General features: G+C 60.6%; 13 protein-coding genes. 10 read left to right on the top strand and 3 right to left on the bottom strand.

Features of this window, described 5'->3' with window-relative positions:
• Nucleotides 1-887: 887 nt before the first annotated feature.
• From nadA to DW899_RS08120, 4 genes are read left to right on the top strand one after another with little or no spacing between them, the layout of a single operon-like run.
• Nucleotides 888-1,913, top strand: a complete 1,026-nt coding sequence (gene nadA / locus DW899_RS08130; RefSeq protein WP_117800608.1) for a quinolinate synthase NadA — start codon at nucleotides 888-890, stop codon at nucleotides 1,911-1,913.
• A 56-nt stretch (nucleotides 1,914-1,969) separates the two neighbouring features.
• Entirely contained in the window at nucleotides 1,970-3,346 is a 1,377-nt protein-coding gene (locus tag DW899_RS10700; RefSeq protein WP_233539945.1) for an L-aspartate oxidase, read from the top strand.
• A gap of 3 nt (nucleotides 3,347-3,349) precedes the next feature.
• Nucleotides 3,350-4,210: a carboxylating nicotinate-nucleotide diphosphorylase gene (gene nadC / locus DW899_RS10695; protein ID WP_117839956.1), complete on the top strand. Its 861-nt coding sequence runs from the start codon at nucleotides 3,350-3,352 to the stop codon at nucleotides 4,208-4,210.
• Nucleotides 4,210-4,755 (top strand): transcription repressor NadR, encoded by a 546-nt coding sequence (locus tag DW899_RS08120; RefSeq protein ID WP_117800607.1) that lies wholly within the window; start codon nucleotides 4,210-4,212, stop codon nucleotides 4,753-4,755. Before nadC ends, DW899_RS08120 begins: the two co-directional genes overlap by 1 nt.
• Before the next feature lie 204 nt (nucleotides 4,756-4,959).
• On the opposite strand, the gene DW899_RS08115 is transcribed toward DW899_RS08120, so the two are convergent.
• Nucleotides 4,960-5,145, bottom strand: coding sequence for a DUF362 domain-containing protein (locus DW899_RS08115; protein WP_006235216.1), 186 nt, complete (start codon nucleotides 5,143-5,145; stop codon nucleotides 4,960-4,962).
• 658 nt (nucleotides 5,146-5,803) lie between these two features.
• Between DW899_RS08115 and dnaK the strand changes: the two genes are divergently transcribed.
• The 5 genes from dnaK (at nucleotide 5,804) to DW899_RS08090 (ending at nucleotide 12,686) form a co-directional block, all read left to right on the top strand.
• Nucleotides 5,804-7,696, top strand: coding sequence for a molecular chaperone DnaK (dnaK, locus tag DW899_RS08110; RefSeq protein ID WP_117770263.1), 1,893 nt, complete (start codon nucleotides 5,804-5,806; stop codon nucleotides 7,694-7,696).
• 2 nt (nucleotides 7,697-7,698) lie between these two features.
• Nucleotides 7,699-8,541: a nucleotide exchange factor GrpE gene (locus DW899_RS08105; RefSeq protein ID WP_117655931.1), complete on the top strand. Its 843-nt coding sequence runs from the start codon at nucleotides 7,699-7,701 to the stop codon at nucleotides 8,539-8,541.
• A gap of 108 nt (nucleotides 8,542-8,649) precedes the next feature.
• Nucleotides 8,650-9,609: a DnaJ C-terminal domain-containing protein gene (locus DW899_RS08100; RefSeq protein ID WP_117800606.1), complete on the top strand. Its 960-nt coding sequence runs from the start codon at nucleotides 8,650-8,652 to the stop codon at nucleotides 9,607-9,609.
• A 72-nt stretch (nucleotides 9,610-9,681) separates the two neighbouring features.
• Nucleotides 9,682-10,098 (top strand): heat shock protein transcriptional repressor HspR, encoded by a 417-nt coding sequence (locus DW899_RS08095; RefSeq protein ID WP_089573643.1) that lies wholly within the window; start codon nucleotides 9,682-9,684, stop codon nucleotides 10,096-10,098.
• Nucleotides 10,099-10,385: 287 nt separating this feature from the next.
• A complete protein-coding gene (locus tag DW899_RS08090) occupies nucleotides 10,386-12,686 on the top strand; it encodes a hydratase (RefSeq protein ID WP_117800605.1) in 2,301 nt (766 codons plus the stop codon).
• A gap of 272 nt (nucleotides 12,687-12,958) precedes the next feature.
• On the opposite strand, the gene DW899_RS08085 is transcribed toward DW899_RS08090, so the two are convergent.
• A complete protein-coding gene (locus DW899_RS08085; RefSeq protein WP_117800604.1) occupies nucleotides 12,959-13,627 on the bottom strand; it encodes a hypothetical protein in 669 nt (222 codons plus the stop codon).
• A 234-nt stretch (nucleotides 13,628-13,861) separates the two neighbouring features.
• Between DW899_RS08085 and DW899_RS08080 the strand changes: the two genes are divergently transcribed.
• Nucleotides 13,862-14,533, top strand: coding sequence for a hypothetical protein (locus DW899_RS08080; RefSeq protein WP_147349744.1), 672 nt, complete (start codon nucleotides 13,862-13,864; stop codon nucleotides 14,531-14,533).
• 318 nt (nucleotides 14,534-14,851) lie between these two features.
• Here DW899_RS08080 and DW899_RS08075 read toward each other — a convergent pair whose 3' ends face one another.
• The gene (locus DW899_RS08075) at nucleotides 14,852-15,499 is read right to left on the bottom strand and encodes a hypothetical protein (protein ID WP_117800602.1); all 648 of its coding nucleotides are present in this window, start codon (nucleotides 15,497-15,499) and stop codon (nucleotides 14,852-14,854) included.
• Nucleotides 15,500-15,654: the final 155 nt, after the last annotated feature.

The following is a 15,654-nucleotide window of genomic DNA, read 5'->3' as shown; positions in this document are numbered from 1 at the left end:
TTCCGAGCGTATGCTGGCGCCGCTCGTCTTAAGACGTTGACCTCCATCCGGAGCCTGCGGTTCTCGCGCTCGGGCTCCAGGATCCGGTTCTACTCGGGCGTGCGGTTGTCGGCGGCGCGCGGCGAGCCGGTCTCGTTTATCGACTTGACCCGCCTCTCCACGGTGCTCTTGTCGAGGTCGCACTCGTCCATGGCCTCGCGCCTGGGCTTTCCGGCGTTGTGGAGATCGACTATCTTCCTCTTGAACTCGTCGGTGAAATGCCTCGGTCTGGGGCCGGTCGAGGCCGAGCCCCCGGTCCGGCTGGGGTAGCATGTCGCTGCGGACCATTGTCTTTCCTCTCGTTGAATATCTAGGCGCTGACGATTCTAGGCGATGGCCCTCTCTTGCTTCTTACACCTCGATTGTGCTCGCTACCCCCAGCGGGCCCGGATCGAGCGATTCGGGCCCGCTTTTGGGGCCTGCCGGAAACCCGGTGGTCAAAAAGGGCCAAATATGAGTACTGTTACCAGTTTGGTGGCAGCCAAATGGCCTCAAAAATCGGTGCCAGAGGCCAAAAGTGCATCGATTTTCGTTCTTCAGAGTCGCGATCGGGCTCCAAACAAGGCGATTTTGCTGCTCTGGACCGGAAAATCGATGCTACTAATTTGGTGACAGTACTCATATTTGGCCCTTTTTGACCACTGCCCCTTGGTTCAGGACAAAACGGGCTGCCCGAATCATGGGGCGGGTCCATTTTCGGCTGTCCTCAGCTTGCCAGTTCGAAAATGGACCTGCCGCATGATTGAATCTTTATTTCAACTTTACACCTAGGTTTACAGCTGTCTTGTCAGCTGTAAACCTAGGTGTCATACTAAAGCCCCAAGATTCGCCAAAAGAGAGGGGCCTTGATGGCACAGAGCGCGAACATGGATGCGTCGGAGCTTGCACGCGATATCGCGGCCGGCCTAGCATCGGCAACGACGGCAACGGAGCGCGCGGCACTGGTGCCCGCAGAGCTCGTCGAGGCCATTCAGCAACTTAAAACCCAACGCGACGCGGTGATCCTGGCGCACTATTACGTGGCGCCCGAGGTTCAGGCTGTGGCCGATTACGTCGGCGACAGCTTCTACCTGGCAAAGCTTGCCAAGAGCCTGCCGCAGCAGACTATCGTGCTGTGCGGCGTGGAGTTTATGGGCGAGAGCGCCAAGCTGCTCAATCCCACCAAGACGGTGCTGCTGCCCGAGCCGGGCGCGGACTGTCCCATGGCGCACATGGTCAAGCGCGAGACGGTCGATGCGGCGCGCGCCGAGTATGGCGACGACCTAGCTGTCGTCTGCTACGTCAACTCGACGGTCGAGATCAAGAGCTGGAGTGACGTGTGCGTTACCAGCTCCAACGCCGTCAAGATCGTGTCCGAGCTGCCGCAGCAGCACGTCCTGTTCATTCCCGATCAAAACCTGGGCCGTTTCGTGGCCGAACAGGTGCCGCAAAAGCACGTCATCCTCAACAACGGCTACTGCCCGCGTCATCACATCATCACCGTCGAGCAGATCGTTGACGCGCAGGAGGCGCACCCCGACGCGCTCGTGTTGGCGCACCCCGAGTGCAAGGCCGACGTTCTTGCCGAGGCCGACTACATCGGCTCCACCGCCGGCATCATCAAGTACGCCGAGGAGTCGGACGCGAGTGAGTTTATCATCGTGACGGTCCGCGGCGTGCTCTATGAGCTCGAGCGCCGCTGCCAGGGCACCGGCAAGAAGTTCTACTTCCCCGCGGTGCAGCCCACCTGCGTCAATATGGATCTCATCACGCTCGAAAAGCTCGTGCACTGCCTGGAGACGGGCGAGGGCGAGGTGCAGATTGGCGTGTCGGACGAGGCTGCCGATCAGGCCAAGCTCACGCTCGACCGCATGCTCGAGTACGCGGCGCGCTAGAACGATGTGACATGAGGGACAGTCCCTTATGCCACATTACAAGGGAGAGGATTCCTGTGGAAACCAAACAATACCCCGACATGGAGTGCGACGTCGTCATTGCCGGCTGTGGCGTGGCGGGCCTGTACGCGGCTCTCAACCTGCCGACGAGCACGCGCGTGATCATGCTCTCCAAGGGCGCTGTCGACGAGTGCGATTCGATGCTCGCGCAGGGCGGCATCTGCGTACTGCCCGAGGGCTCGGACTACGATGCCTTCTTTGAGGACACCATGCACGCCGGCCACTACGAGAATCGCCGCGAGAGCGTCGACATCATGATCCGTTCGAGCCGTTCGGTCATCAACGACCTGCTAGCGATGGGCGTGGATTTTGAGCGCAAGGCCGACGGCAGCCTCAACTTTACCCGCGAGGGCGCGCACAGCCGTCCGCGTATTGCCTTCCATGCCGACATTACGGGCAAGGAGATCACGACCAAGCTGCTCCAGGCCGTTCGCAAGCTGGATAACGTGCAGATTTTGGAGCACGTGGCCATGACCGACATCCTGACGGGCGAGCGTGACGGCGTCACGGTGTGTGTCGGTGTCGTCGCCGTTTCCGTGGACGAGGACAACTCGGTTCGTCCCGCCGACGAGCTGGCAAATGCCGCCGAGGGCGTGCATGCCGGCGAGCCGTTTAAGATTCATGCCCGCCGCACGCTGTGGGCGACAGGAGGTATCGGCGGCGTGTACGACCATTCGACTAACTACCCGCAGCTCACGGGCGATGCATGCTACATCGCTCAGGAGCATGGCATTAAGATGGAGCACCTGGACTACGTGCAGATTCACCCCACGGGGCTGTTCTCGCCGCAGCCGGGTCGCACCTTCCTGATCAGCGAGAGCTGCCGCGGCGAGGGCGCGATTTTGCTCAACGCCGCCGGCGAGCGCTTTACCGACGAGCTTCAGCCGCGCGATGTGGTCGCTGCCGCTATTCGCGAGCAGATGAAGCAGGACGGTACCGAGCACGAGTGGCTGAGTTTTGCCCCCGTCGAGCGCGATGTGGTGACCGGGCACTTTGCCAACATTCGCGCGCGCTGCCTGGAGGACGGCCGCGACATCTTGGACGAGCCCATCCCCGTTACGCCCACGCAGCACTACTTTATGGGTGGCGTATGGGTCGATAAGGACGGCCGCACTTCGATGCCCGAGCTCTACGCTGCGGGCGAGACGGCTTGCAACGGCGTTCACGGCAAGAATCGCCTTGCATCAAATAGTCTGCTCGAGGCGCTGGTCTGGGGTCGTCGCGCCGCGTGGTACATGCGCACCGGCGAGTCGCTGGCCGTGGAGCAGGCGGGCGAGCCCGCGCTCGATGGACGCCATCGCGCCCTGAGTTCCGATACCCTTGCAATCGATGATTTGGCCCGTGCCGCCGGCACGCAGGCCGCAGAGGAGTAGACCATGAATCCCATTACCATGAAGCTCGTCGTCGATGATCTGATTTTACAGGCTCTGCGCGAGGACATTACGTTTGAGGACGTGAGCACGGCGAGCGTGTGCCCCACGGCGCGTCCCGCCACGGTGGAGCTTATCGCCAAGGCCGACGGCATCATCGCCGGCTTGGATGTGTTTGCCCGTACCTTTGAGCTGCTGGATTCGCAGAGCTCGGTGCTGCTCGACGTTGCCGATGGCGACGAGGTGCACGCCGGCGACCATGTGGGTCAGGTGCGCGGCGATGCGCGCGTGCTGCTTTCGGGTGAGCGCGTGGCGCTCAACTACCTGCAGCGCATGAGCGGCATCGCTACCTACACGCACAGCATGGCCGCGGCGCTCGAGGGAACCAAGACCGTGCTCGTCGACACGCGCAAGACCACGCCGGGCATGCGCGTGTTTGAGAAGGCGGCGGTTGAGATTGGCGGCGGCAGCAACCACCGCTACAACCTGTCGACGGCCGTCATGCTCAAGGACAACCATATCGATGCCGCCGGTGGCGTGACGCGCGCGATCGAGATGGCGCGCGCCCATGCGTCGTTTACCACGACAGTTGAGATTGAGTGCGAGAACCTGGACATGGTGCGCGAAGCCGTGGAGGCCGGTGCCGACATTATCATGCTCGACAACATGACCCATGACGACATGGCCGCCGCCATCGAGCTTATCGCCGGTCGCGCCAAGACCGAGTGCTCGGGCAACGTGGACGCCAGCAACATTCGCGCCCTGGCCGATCTGGGTGTCGACTATATTAGCTCGGGCGCCCTGACGCACTCTGCGCCGATCCTCGACCTCTCGCTTAAGCACCTGCGTCTGCTGGACGGTAAATAATGAACGCCCGTGAGCGTCGCCGTGCCATCATGGGCGTGCTCGAAGGAGCCAAGGAGCCCGTTTCGGGCAGCGCACTTGCCCGCGAGGTTGGCGTGAGCCGTCAGGTCGTGGTTCAGGATATTGCCCTGTTGCGTGCCGATGGGCACGATATCGTGGCGACCAACCGCGGCTACGTGCTGCAGGAGGCCCCCAGCAGCCCCGCCGTGCCCACGCGCTTGGTCAAGGTTCGCCACAGCGTGGAGCAGGCAGGCGATGAGCTCACGAGTATCGTCGACGCCGGTGGCGCCGTGCTCAACGTGATCGTCAATCACCGCGTGTACGGCAAGATCACGGCCGACCTGGACATCCGCAACCGCCGCGATGTCGAGCGCTACCTAGAGGGCATCGCCAGCGGCAAGAGCTTCCCGCTGCTGACGGTGACGAGCGGCTACCACTTCCATCGCATCGCGGCGGAAGACGAGCAGACCCTCGACGAGATCGAGGCCATGCTCAAGGAGAAAGGCTACCTTGCCGATTTAATGCCCTACGAGGATGATTTGTCCTAACCCGATACTGTCTTTATAAGTTGCGGTGAAATAGTTCCTACAATCGGCACCTAAGCAATGAGCCAGGAACTATTCCACCGCAACTGCCAAGGTAGCCCCGTCCCCAATTAGCTGCCTGTACAAACAAAAGGAGGCCTCCGCGGCGATGCGGAAGCCTCCTTTTTTGTGCACGGTGTACTTTTGAGTGTGCAAGTGGGGGAGTTGTTACTCCTCGACGATCTCGGTGATCGCGCCAGCGGGGCAAGCGTCCTGGCAAGCGCCACAGGCGACGCAGGAGTCCTCGTCGGCGACGGTAGCGACGTCCTGGAGCTCCAGAACGCCAGCGGGGCAGGAGTCGACGCAAACGCCACAAGCGATGCACTCGTCGGCATCAATTACGGGATGAGCCATGGTAGTTTCCTCTCTGTTGACCGACGCTACAGGCGATGCGCGTCGGTTTGATTCGGGCAAAAACATACCACGGGAGCGACCGTTTGCAATACCCTCTGGCCGGCATCTTCATACCGTTCGCCGAGTATGCCAAGGTTTACTAAAAAACGCGCAGGTGGGGCCGTTGAGCTGCGCAAATGTTAGCTATAGGTGACTTGTAATATTGACCTATTGAGCGCGCCTGCGGAAAGGGCATCCCGTTATTTGGCCGAAAACCGGGTCGCAGTTTCCGGTTGGGCCCGCTAGCGGAAACTGCGACCCGGTATCAGCTCTCAAAACGGGATACGGTTTCCGGTTGAGCCTTCAGACGGAAACTGCGACCCGGAATCCACGCTCAAACCGGGATGCGCTTGCCGCAAGACGGCCCCCAGGCACCCCCGGACGCAAACCTCAGCCATCTCTACATAGATCTCAATAGATCTGCCGAGAACTCAAACAGTGCATCTACCTGCGCATTTGAGAACCTAAACTCTCAGAGATAAGAAATCTTATATGAATTGACTTAGATTTTGTATATTCCGGCCCATAAGGGGATACACTACATCCTGAAAGACAAGCCGAAGCGCCACACGACAGACCGTCGAGGCGGCGCGAACGCACAAGAGAGAGGGAATTTCTAATGAGTAAGATTCTTGGTATCGACCTTGGTACTACTAACTCCGCAATGGCCGTCCTCGAGGGCGGTTCTCCGACCATTATCGTGAACGCCGAGGGCGACCGCACCACCCCGTCCGTTGTTGGCTTCCGTGCCGACGGCGACCGCGTCGTGGGTAAGGCCGCTAAGAACCAGGCTGTCACCAACCCCAAGAACACCGTGTTCTCCATCAAGCGCTTCATGGGCCGCAAGTACTCCGAGTGCACCTCCGAGATCAAGACCGTGCCGTATGAGGTCAAGGAGGGCCAGGGTGGCCGTGCCGTCGTCGATATCGAGGGCAAGGACTACACCGCCGAGCAGGTGAGCGCCATGACGCTCGCCAAGATGAAGGCTGACGCCGAGAAGTATCTGGGCGAGACCGTCACCGACGCCGTCATCACCGTCCCGGCCTACTTCAACGACGCCCAGCGTCAGGCCACCAAGGACGCCGGTAAGATCGCCGGCCTCAACGTCAAGCGTATCGTCAACGAGCCGACTGCTGCTGCTCTTGCCTATGGCCTGGACAAGCAGGGCACCGACCAGCGCATCCTGGTCTTCGACCTGGGCGGCGGTACCTTCGACGTCTCCATCCTCGACCTCGCCGACGGCGTGTTTGAGGTTCTGTCCACCTCGGGCGACAACCACCTGGGCGGCGACGACTGGGATCAGCGCGTCATCGATTGGATGGCCGATAAGTTCCAGCAGGAGAACGGTGTCGACCTGCGTCAGGACCCCATGGCCCTGCAGCGTCTGAAGGAGGCCGCCGAGAACGCCAAGAAGGAGCTCTCCGCAGCCCAGCAGTCCACCATCAACCTGCCGTTCATCACCATGAACCAGTCTGGCCCGCTGCACCTCAACTACACGCTGACCCGCGCCGAGTTCGAGAAGATCACCCGCGACCTGCTCGAGCGCTGCAAGCAGCCTGTCACCAACGCCCTGCGCGACGCTAAGCTCAAGCTCTCCGATCTGACCGAGGTCATCCTCGTCGGCGGCTCCACCCGTATGCCCGCCGTCCAGGAGCTCGTCAAGACCATGACCGGCAAGCAGCCCAACATGTCCGTGAACCCCGACGAGGTCGTTGCCGACGGCGCTGCCGTCCAGGGCGGCGTGCTTACCGGCGACGTCGAGGGCATCCTGCTGCTCGACGTTACCCCGCTGTCGCTGGGCGTCGAGACCATGGGCGGCATCATGACCAAGATGATCGACCGCAACACCACGATCCCGACCTCCAAGACCGAGGTCTACTCCACCGCTGCCGACAACCAGACCAGCGTCGAGATCAACGTGCTCCAGGGCGAGCGCGAGCTTGCCCGCGACAACAAGTCGCTCGGTAAGTTCCAGCTGACCGGCATCCCGGCTGCCCGCCGCGGCGTGCCGCAGATCGAGGTTACCTTCGACATCGACGCCAACGGCATCGTCAAGGTCTCCGCTAAGGACAAGGGCACCGGCAAGGAGCAGCAGATCACCATTTCCGGTTCCACCGCTCTGTCCGACGACGAAGTCGATCGTATGGTCAAGGACGCCGAGGCTCATGCCGAGGAGGACAAGAAGCAGAAGGAAGAGGTCGAGGTCCGCAACCAGACCGACAGCCTGTGCTACTCCACCGAGCAGACCCTCAACGAGCTGGGCGACAAGGTTTCCGCCGACGTGAAGTCCAAGGCCGAGGCCGCTATCGCCGACGCCAAGAAGGCGCTCGAGGGCTCTGACGTCGAGGCTATCAAGGCCGCCGGCGAGTCCCTGCAGTCCGTGGCCTACGAGCTGGCCCAGGTTGTCTACGCCGACGCTCAGCAGCAGACCGACGGTGCCGCTGGCGCCCAGCCTGCCGACGATGACGTTGTCGACGCCGACTACGAGGTTGTGGACGACGAGGACAAATAATCATGTCCGCCCGTAAAGCTCGCACGGAGGCGGCCGCCGCTGGCGCCGCCCCCGTTGACTCTGAGGAGAAGGACGTGAAGATTCCCGTAGAGGCCGTTGACGATACCGAGGCCAACGAGGCCCCGGCCGCCGAGGCTGCCGAGAACCAGGTAGAGGATTCTAACAAGGAGGCGACGATGACCGAGGACGAGATGGTGGAAGCCGCTATCCGCGCCGGTGAGGAAGCCGCCGACAACGACTTTAAGCTCAAGTTCGAGCAGGCCCAAAAGGAGCTTGCCGACGTGCGCAATGAGCTCGATGCTGCGGCAGAGGCTCAGAAGGCCGCCGAGGACAAGGCAAAGGACGCCACCGAGCGTACCGCCCGTCTGCAGGCCGACTGGGAGAACTTCCGTCGCCGCACCGCCAATGAGCGTATTGCCGAGCGCGAGCGCGCGACCGAGAAGCTTGTCACCGCGCTGTTGCCGGTGATCGACGATATCGAGCGCGCAATCGACCATGCCCGCAGCCAAGAGCTTTCCGACGACTTTAAGCAGTTCGTCGATGGCGTTGACGCGGTACATGCCAAGCTGCTCGATGTGTTTGCGCACGAGGGCGTTGAGCCTATCGACCCCAAGGGCGAGGCGTTCGATCCGCTCGAGCACCAGGCCGTGGGGCGTGTCGAGGACGCATCGCAGTACGACGAGACCGTCAACGACGTGTACCAGAAGGGCTACCGCATGGCGGATCGCATCCTGCGTTCCGCGATGGTGACGGTGACCTACGGTGGCGAGAAGCGCCCCGCACCGGAGCCCGAAGCGGCGCCCGAGGATGCTACGGCCGATACGGCCGAGAGCACCGAGGAGTAATTGAGAAGGGCCCCGGGGCAACACCCGGGGCCCTTTCTGGCCTAGTGCCATATGAAAGCATGGGCCGTCGTCTGCATGGACGGCGGACGTAACAGGAGAGGAGCTACGATGGCTGCAGGCAAAACCTTCTATGACATCCTGGGCGTATCCAAGAGCGCCTCCGACAAAGAGATCAAGAGCGCGTTTCGCAAACTCGCGCAAAAATATCACCCCGATGCCGGCGGCGACGAGGCCAAGTTCAAGGAGATCAGCGAGGCCTACGAAACGCTTTCGGACGAGAAGAAGCGCAAAGAGTACGACCAGATGCTCATGTTCGGCGGCATGCCGGGCGCGGGCGGAGCGTATGGCGGCGGCTACGGTGCCGGCGCGGGCGCCAGCGGCTGGGGTGATATCTTCGACAGCATCTTTAGCGGCAACGGCGCCTGGGGCAGCGATTGGGGCTCGGGCTTTGCCGGGGCTGCGGGTAATGCCGGCGCGGGACGCAGCCGTGCTCGCAAGGGCGGCGACCTGTCGCTGACCGTCGATGTTTCGGCCGAGGACGCGTTTCGCGGCGTGACGCACAAGGTTACCTACCGCATTCCCTCGACGGGCGAGCAGCAGACCATTACGGTCTCGGTGCCCGCGGGCGCGGTCGACGGCGGCAAGCTGCGCTACAAGCGTCGCGGAGAGTACGGCGTTGCCGGCGGCGAGCGCGGCGACCTGGTCGTGACCACGCACGTAGAGGAGCATCCGCTGTTTAAGCGCAAAGGCGCCGACGTGACCATGGAGGTGCCGATCTCGGTCTACGAGGCGGCGCTCGGCTGCACGGTGGACGTGCCCACGCCCGGCGGTGCGACGGTCCGTTTGAAAGTGCCCGCGGGTACCCAGACGGGCAAGAAGTTCCGCTTTAAGGAGATGGGCGCGCCCGATGTTAAGCACCGTGGCCGCACGGGCGCGCTGCTCGTCGAGATCAAGGTGCAGGTTCCCACGAACCTGTCCGACGATGAGCGCGATGCCATGACCAAGCTGCGCGAGGCCGACACGCGCGATTATCGCGAGAAGGTCAACCGTTACAAGGCGACGTACTAGGGCGGTCGTGGCGCACACCCGCGCCCGCGGGCTTATGATGGACGATAACGAGACGGAAAGGGGTCAGGTAGCATGGCCGAGGACAATAGGAATAAACCGCTGTACATGATCAGCGTGGCGGCCGAGTTGACCGGCATGCATCCGCAGACTCTGCGCGTCTACGAGTCCAAGGGCCTGGTGAACCCCCAGCGCTCGGGCGGCAACACGCGTCTGTATTCGCGTGCCGATATCGAGCGCCTGGAGCTCATCAACCAGCTGACTGACGAGGGCATCAACCTTGCCGGCGTGGTGCGCATCCTCGATATGAAGGAGCGTGCTGAGGAGCGCGAGCGCGAGAACGAAAAGCTCCGCGCCCGCGTGCGCCAGCTCGAGGACGAGCTGCACGAGTACAAGATGCAGAAGAAGATCACCGCCTTGGCCCCGCGTGATGGCTCGGTCAACCCCGAGCAAGTCATGCGCAAGCTGCTGGGTACGGGTAGCGACCTATAGCTCCGCCGACGCTGCCGGGCACTCATTGGGGACAGACTTAAATGAGTGCCCGCAGAATGAGAGTGGATAATCTCCCGTTTTTGGCCTGTTTGCAGGCTCAAAGTGGGAGATTATCCACTCTCGTCATTTCGGCGTCTAAGTCTGCCCCCGGCACCCAACTCGTTCTTTGCTTTACTGAGATAAAGTGAACGTACAGATTCGTAACCCGCTGGCAACCGTTCTATGGCACGATGTTGAACGAATGTATGCTATGCGCCCAAATCGTTTTGGGCAGAGTGGGAGACAGTATGGTTAAGCTGTACGAGGACGGCATCTACCTGCGTGGTGGCAGCGAGGTTGTGCCTGCGGGCGAGGCTGCCGAGCGTGGTATTACGCAGACGCCCGAGGATGCCAAGCGCGGCACCATCGCGTATTCGATCCTTCAGGCACACAATACGTCCGGCGACCCCGAGGCGCTCAAGATTCGCTTCGATGCCATGGCGAGCCACGACATCACCTTTGTCGGCATCATCCAGACGGCGCGCGCCTCGGGCATGGAGCAGTTCCCGCTGCCTTACGTGCTCACCAACTGCCATAATTCGCTGTGCGCCGTGGGCGGCACCATCAACGAGGACGACCACGTCTTTGGCCTCTCGGCTGCCAAGAAGTACGGTGGCATCTTCGTTCCGCCGCATATCGCCGTTATCCACTCCTTTATGCGCGAGAACTTCGCCGGCTGCGGCAAGATGATCCTGGGCTCCGACTCGCACACCCGCTACGGCGCCCTGGGCACCATGGCTGTGGGCGAGGGCGGCGGCGAGCTGGCAAAGCAGCTGCTGCGCGACACCTACGACGTCGCCTATCCCGGCGTTGTGGCCATCTACCTCACGGGCGCCCCGCGTCCCGGCGTCGGCCCGCACGACGTTGCGCTTGCCATCATCCGCGCCGTCTTTGCCAAGGGCTACGTTAAGAACAAGGTCATGGAGTTTGTGGGCCCCGGCATCGCGAGCATGACGACCGATTACCGCAACGGCGTCGACGTCATGACCACCGAGACCACCTGCCTTTCCTCCATCTGGGTCACCGACGAGGACACGCACGCATTCCTGGCCATGCACGGCCGCGGCGACGACTACCGCGAGCTCAAGCCTGCCGATGTTGCCTACTACGACGGCTGCGTCGAGGTCGATCTGTCGAGCATCAAGCCCATGATTGCGCTGCCGTTCCATCCTTCCAACGGCTTTGAGATTGACGAGCTCAACGAGAACCTCGAGGACATCCTTCACGAGGTGGAGCTCGAGGCCGCTAAGATCGGCGAGGGCAAGACGCACTTTAGCCTGCTCGACAAGATCGTCGACGGCAAGCTGCACGTGCAGCAGGGCGTTATCGCCGGCTGCTCGGGCGGCAACTACGACTCCGTGGTCCAGGCTGCCCGCGTGCTCAAGGGCGCCAACACCGGCTGCGGCGAGTTCTCGCTGTCGGTCTATCCCACGAGCCAGCCCGTGGCACTCGAGCTTACACGCCGCGGCTATATCTACGACCTCATGGAGGCCGGTGCGATCGTGCGCACGGCGTTCTGCGGTCCGTGCTTTGGCGCTGGCGACACGCCTGCCAACAACGGCCTTTCGATCCGCCACACTACGCGCAACTTCCCCAACCGCGAGGGTTCCAAGCCGGGTAATGGCCAGCTGAGCGCCGTGGCCCTGATGGATGCTCGCTCCATTGCGGCAACGGCTGCCAACGGTGGCGTCCTGACGCCGGCGACCGACCTGCCCGAGGAGACTTGGGATGAGGCCTGCGAGTACACCTTTGACGACGCGCCGTACAAGAAGCGCGTGTACTGGGGCTTTGGCAAGGCGGAGCCTGCCGATGTGCTGGTCGAAGGCCCCAACATCAAGCCGTGGCCCGCGATGGAGCCTCTCGGCGACGATATCCTGCTCAAGGTATGCTCCAAGATCATGGACCCGGTCACTACGACCGACGAGCTCATTCCCTCGGGCGAGACGAGCTCCTTCCGCTCCAACCCGCTGGGTCTGGCCGAGTTTACGCTGAGCCGTCGCGATCCGGGCTACGTGGGCCGCAGCAAAGAGGTCGACGCTGTGGAGAAGCGCCGCGTGGCCGGCGAGTCCGCAGGCGACCTGGCGGCGCTCGATGCCGAGCTTGCGGGCGTGTTTGAGGCGCTGACCGGCGCGGGTGTCGCGGCCGATGCCAAGGCGACCGAGTTCGGTTCCATGCTCTACGCCAAGAAGCCCGGTGACGGTTCTGCCCGCGAGCAGGCCGCGAGCTGCCAGCGCGTTATCGGCGGCCTGGCCAACATCGTCCACGAGTACGCCACCAAGCGTTATCGCTCCAACGTGATGAACTGGGGCATGGTGCCCTTCCAGATGGAGGCCGAGCCCAGCTTTGAGGTGGGCGACTACGTCTTTGTGCCGGGTATTCGCGCCGCGCTCGATGGCGACCTGCAGAACATCGCTGCCTACGTGGTGCGCGCTGACGGTTCGGTCGAGCAGATTGAGCTCTACATTGCCGATATGACGGCAGAGGAGCGTGCCATCGTCAAGGCCGGCTGCCTGATCAACTACAACAAGTTTAAGGCCGCTGCCGAGTAACGCACTTAATTGTCCGCCCGGGGCTTACCCTTTCCCGCCCGCTCACGCGCTTCGCGAGGGTCGCGTTCGGGAAAGGGTAAGCCCCGGGCTACATTTCTGCGTTCTCGTTGGGTCTGGAAGGACGCTAATAAATAGACTTACTTGATGCCGCCCCTTTTTATTGGGGCGGCTTCTTTTTGTCGAAAACCGCCACAAAAGGGCAAGCACCTTTGTGGCGGTGGGGGTGAGCTCAATGTCGGTGTGCACGTTGAGCGACATTCCAATAAGCGCCTCTACAGGATTTCATCTGGGTTGACGGGTTTGGTTGTTTTGGGGATGCCGAGTTTGGATGACGCGAAATCGTCAACATTGTCCTTAATTCCGTCTTTGGTGTAGACAGTGACCATATAGGTGCTGTGTCCGAATTCGCCCTTGTCGCGTGTTGCCCAGGCATCCCAGTAGGCGGCCCCGTTTCGCCCTTTGATTTTTCCGACACGGCGGAGTTCTGTTCGCTTTAATTTCTGGTTGCTATAGATGGTTCGACCGGCCTCCTCGGTGAGCCCGCACTGTCCAAGCATCTTGTCGAGGACTTGGTTCATGTGGCGCTCATCGGTGTTTGGTGCGTAGTCGTAGGCGAGGGTGATGGAGTCGAGTGGCTGGTCGTCGATTAGATAGTTTAGCGCCTGAGGTCCAAGGCAGAAATAGGGGGAGCATCCGTCGATCTGACCGAGCAGTGGCAACTTTGACTGCCAACTTCCGGTGGGAATTCCATATTCGTAGAACACGCCACGACAAATAAAGGAGAGCGAGGTGGCACGCGAGCCGGCGTCGACCATTCCGCATAAATCGAAGGGCGAGGTGATACCAAGGGAAAAGGGCGTGATGACGATAAGGAAGAGCATCACGATGGGTACGGCGAGAATGGCGATGACGTTGCGACCGGTGGAATGAGACGGCTTCATATGCGCTCCTCGAGACAAAGATCTGTTGAGGATAGGCAGAAATGGATATGTTCAGAGAACAATTCAAGTTTAATCTCATGGCGCGAGATGGTCGACCGTTAGCGTCGAAAACCACCACAAAGGTGCCTGTCCCCTTTGTGGTGGTGAGGAGCGCGCGGCTTCTTTTGGTAATAGTGCTGGCTGGCGATATCATTAGTGCAGGTAGCGAAGGTTTGCGTTGCGAGGTGCTTTGCTGTGAGAAGTCCTGCCCGTATTGGATTGATTGTTTTGGCGCTTGCGATTGCCGTGGTTGGCATGGGCACTGTCGGCATGGCGTTTCTACCTGCTGCGGTGACGGAGCCGGTGGTCAAGCCTGTGACTCAATCTGTCGAACTTCTGACCGGCGACGACAAGCCCGAGACCATTACCGTTGATTTTGATGAGCAACCGGCTGCGCTGGGCATTAGTAATTATCCGCGTATTCAGCTTGGGGCCATGCGCTATACCACGGATACAAGCCTGATCGATAGGGCGTCCGAGCTGCTCAAGGGCAAAACCTTTAAGCGTTGGTACGGATATGCGTCCTATCGGGCAAAAGCGAGCGACATGGTTGGCGGATGCCACTCTTCCATCGAGCTGGACACTGCAAACGGCGCAAAGTTATGTGATGTCTCGTACGATCCGGGCTACGAGGGCAATGAGGGGCCGGGCATCTACATCATGGACGGCGATGTCGCCTATGTCATGGAGGGCGACCAGACCGAGCTCAACGATTTTATGGGTCAGTGTATCCAAGATGCCTATAAACAGACCTGCTTGCCTGACCCGCAGACTGCACGCGATAGTGGGTCTGCCCGTACATGGCTGTTCGAGGATGAGATGCCCTGGACCGTCGAATCGGGAAGCACGGGCTCGACAAGTAAATAGAGGCTGCAACCACCACAAAGGTGCCTGTCCTCTTTGTGGTGGTTTTCGGTCTGTCTCGATCTGTAACATCTTGGCCGCTAAAAGTGGGCCTGGTGTTACAGATTTAGATTTTCGATTCAGGTGTCTTCTGTTCGTCTCGATCTGTAACAGTTAGACCCTAATTTGCCGAGTAGATGTTACAGATTGAGACAAACGGTCGCCGTCGATCGCTTCATCTAAATCTGTAACACTTGGGACCGAAAAGGGCCGCTAGCTGTTACAAATCGAGACAATGGAGCGTTGGAGTCGAAAACCATCACAAAGGTGCCCGGTGACACCCTATTTCGATGGGGTCCAGGTTATTTCATCGTCAAATAGCCAAGTGCGTGCCGAGCCACTGTCGCGCGCTGTCTGCGGATCTGGCTCGCAGGTTTGTTCGTAGGCATCTTCGGTACACTGATCCATAAAACTAACGACTGCCGTCTGGTCGCCCTCCATGACGTAGATTACGTCGCCATCCGAGATATAGACCCCCGGCCCTTCATTGTCCACATAGCCGGGGTCGTATGAGACGTTGCACAGTCTGCTCCCGTTTGCCGCATCGAGTTCAAGGGTCGAATAATACCCGCCATTCATTTGGCTGTTCTTGGCTCGATATATTACTGCGCCGTACCACCGCTTAAACGTCTTGCCTTTGAGCAGCTTGGCTGCCTTACCGATAAGCTGCTCATCTTTGGTATAGCGCTTGGCCCCAAGTTCGATACGGGGATAGTTGCTGACCCCAAGCGCTGCGGGCGTACCGTCAAAATCGACGGTGATCGAATCGGGTTTGACGATATCGGTGAGGATTTCGATGGGATAGCTTACGGTCTCAATCACCGCCTGCGTTGCAGAGGCGGGGAGAAATGCGAGATAGATAATTCCTACGCCGACTGCGGTAATCGCAAACGCTAAGACGAGCAGGCCGATATAGGTGGAGCGTTTCACGGTGGGGCACCTCGCTTACAATATGCAATCATTAAGATAAATGATATCAGCTTGCGACAATATTCAAAAGAAAGCGATCGATCGAAATGACGGGGGCGAAAAGGCCCTATTGGGCTTCGATTTGACCTCTAATAGGAATATTTGCCCCACTCATT

This window comes from Collinsella sp. AM41-2BH (assembly GCF_003468085.1).
Lineage (GTDB): Bacteria > Actinomycetota > Coriobacteriia > Coriobacteriales > Coriobacteriaceae > Collinsella.
The sequence above is the reverse complement of the archived record's forward strand: the minus strand, read 5'-3'. Positions and strand labels throughout refer to the sequence as shown.

Coding starts and splice junctions, on each gene's coding strand:
- nadA (WP_117800608.1), top strand. CDS start 888: ATGGCACAGAGCGCGAACATGGATGCGTCGGAGCTTGCACGCGATATC.
- nadC (WP_117839956.1), top strand. CDS start 3,350: ATGAATCCCATTACCATGAAGCTCGTCGTCGATGATCTGATTTTACAG.
- DW899_RS08120 (WP_117800607.1), top strand. CDS start 4,210: ATGAACGCCCGTGAGCGTCGCCGTGCCATCATGGGCGTGCTCGAAGGA.
- DW899_RS08115 (WP_006235216.1), bottom strand. CDS start 5,145: ATGGCTCATCCCGTAATTGATGCCGACGAGTGCATCGCTTGTGGCGTT.
- dnaK (WP_117770263.1), top strand. CDS start 5,804: ATGAGTAAGATTCTTGGTATCGACCTTGGTACTACTAACTCCGCAATG.
- DW899_RS08105 (WP_117655931.1), top strand. CDS start 7,699: ATGTCCGCCCGTAAAGCTCGCACGGAGGCGGCCGCCGCTGGCGCCGCC.
- DW899_RS08100 (WP_117800606.1), top strand. CDS start 8,650: ATGGCTGCAGGCAAAACCTTCTATGACATCCTGGGCGTATCCAAGAGC.
- DW899_RS08095 (WP_089573643.1), top strand. CDS start 9,682: ATGGCCGAGGACAATAGGAATAAACCGCTGTACATGATCAGCGTGGCG.
- DW899_RS08090 (WP_117800605.1), top strand. CDS start 10,386: ATGGTTAAGCTGTACGAGGACGGCATCTACCTGCGTGGTGGCAGCGAG.
- DW899_RS08085 (WP_117800604.1), bottom strand. CDS start 13,627: ATGAAGCCGTCTCATTCCACCGGTCGCAACGTCATCGCCATTCTCGCC.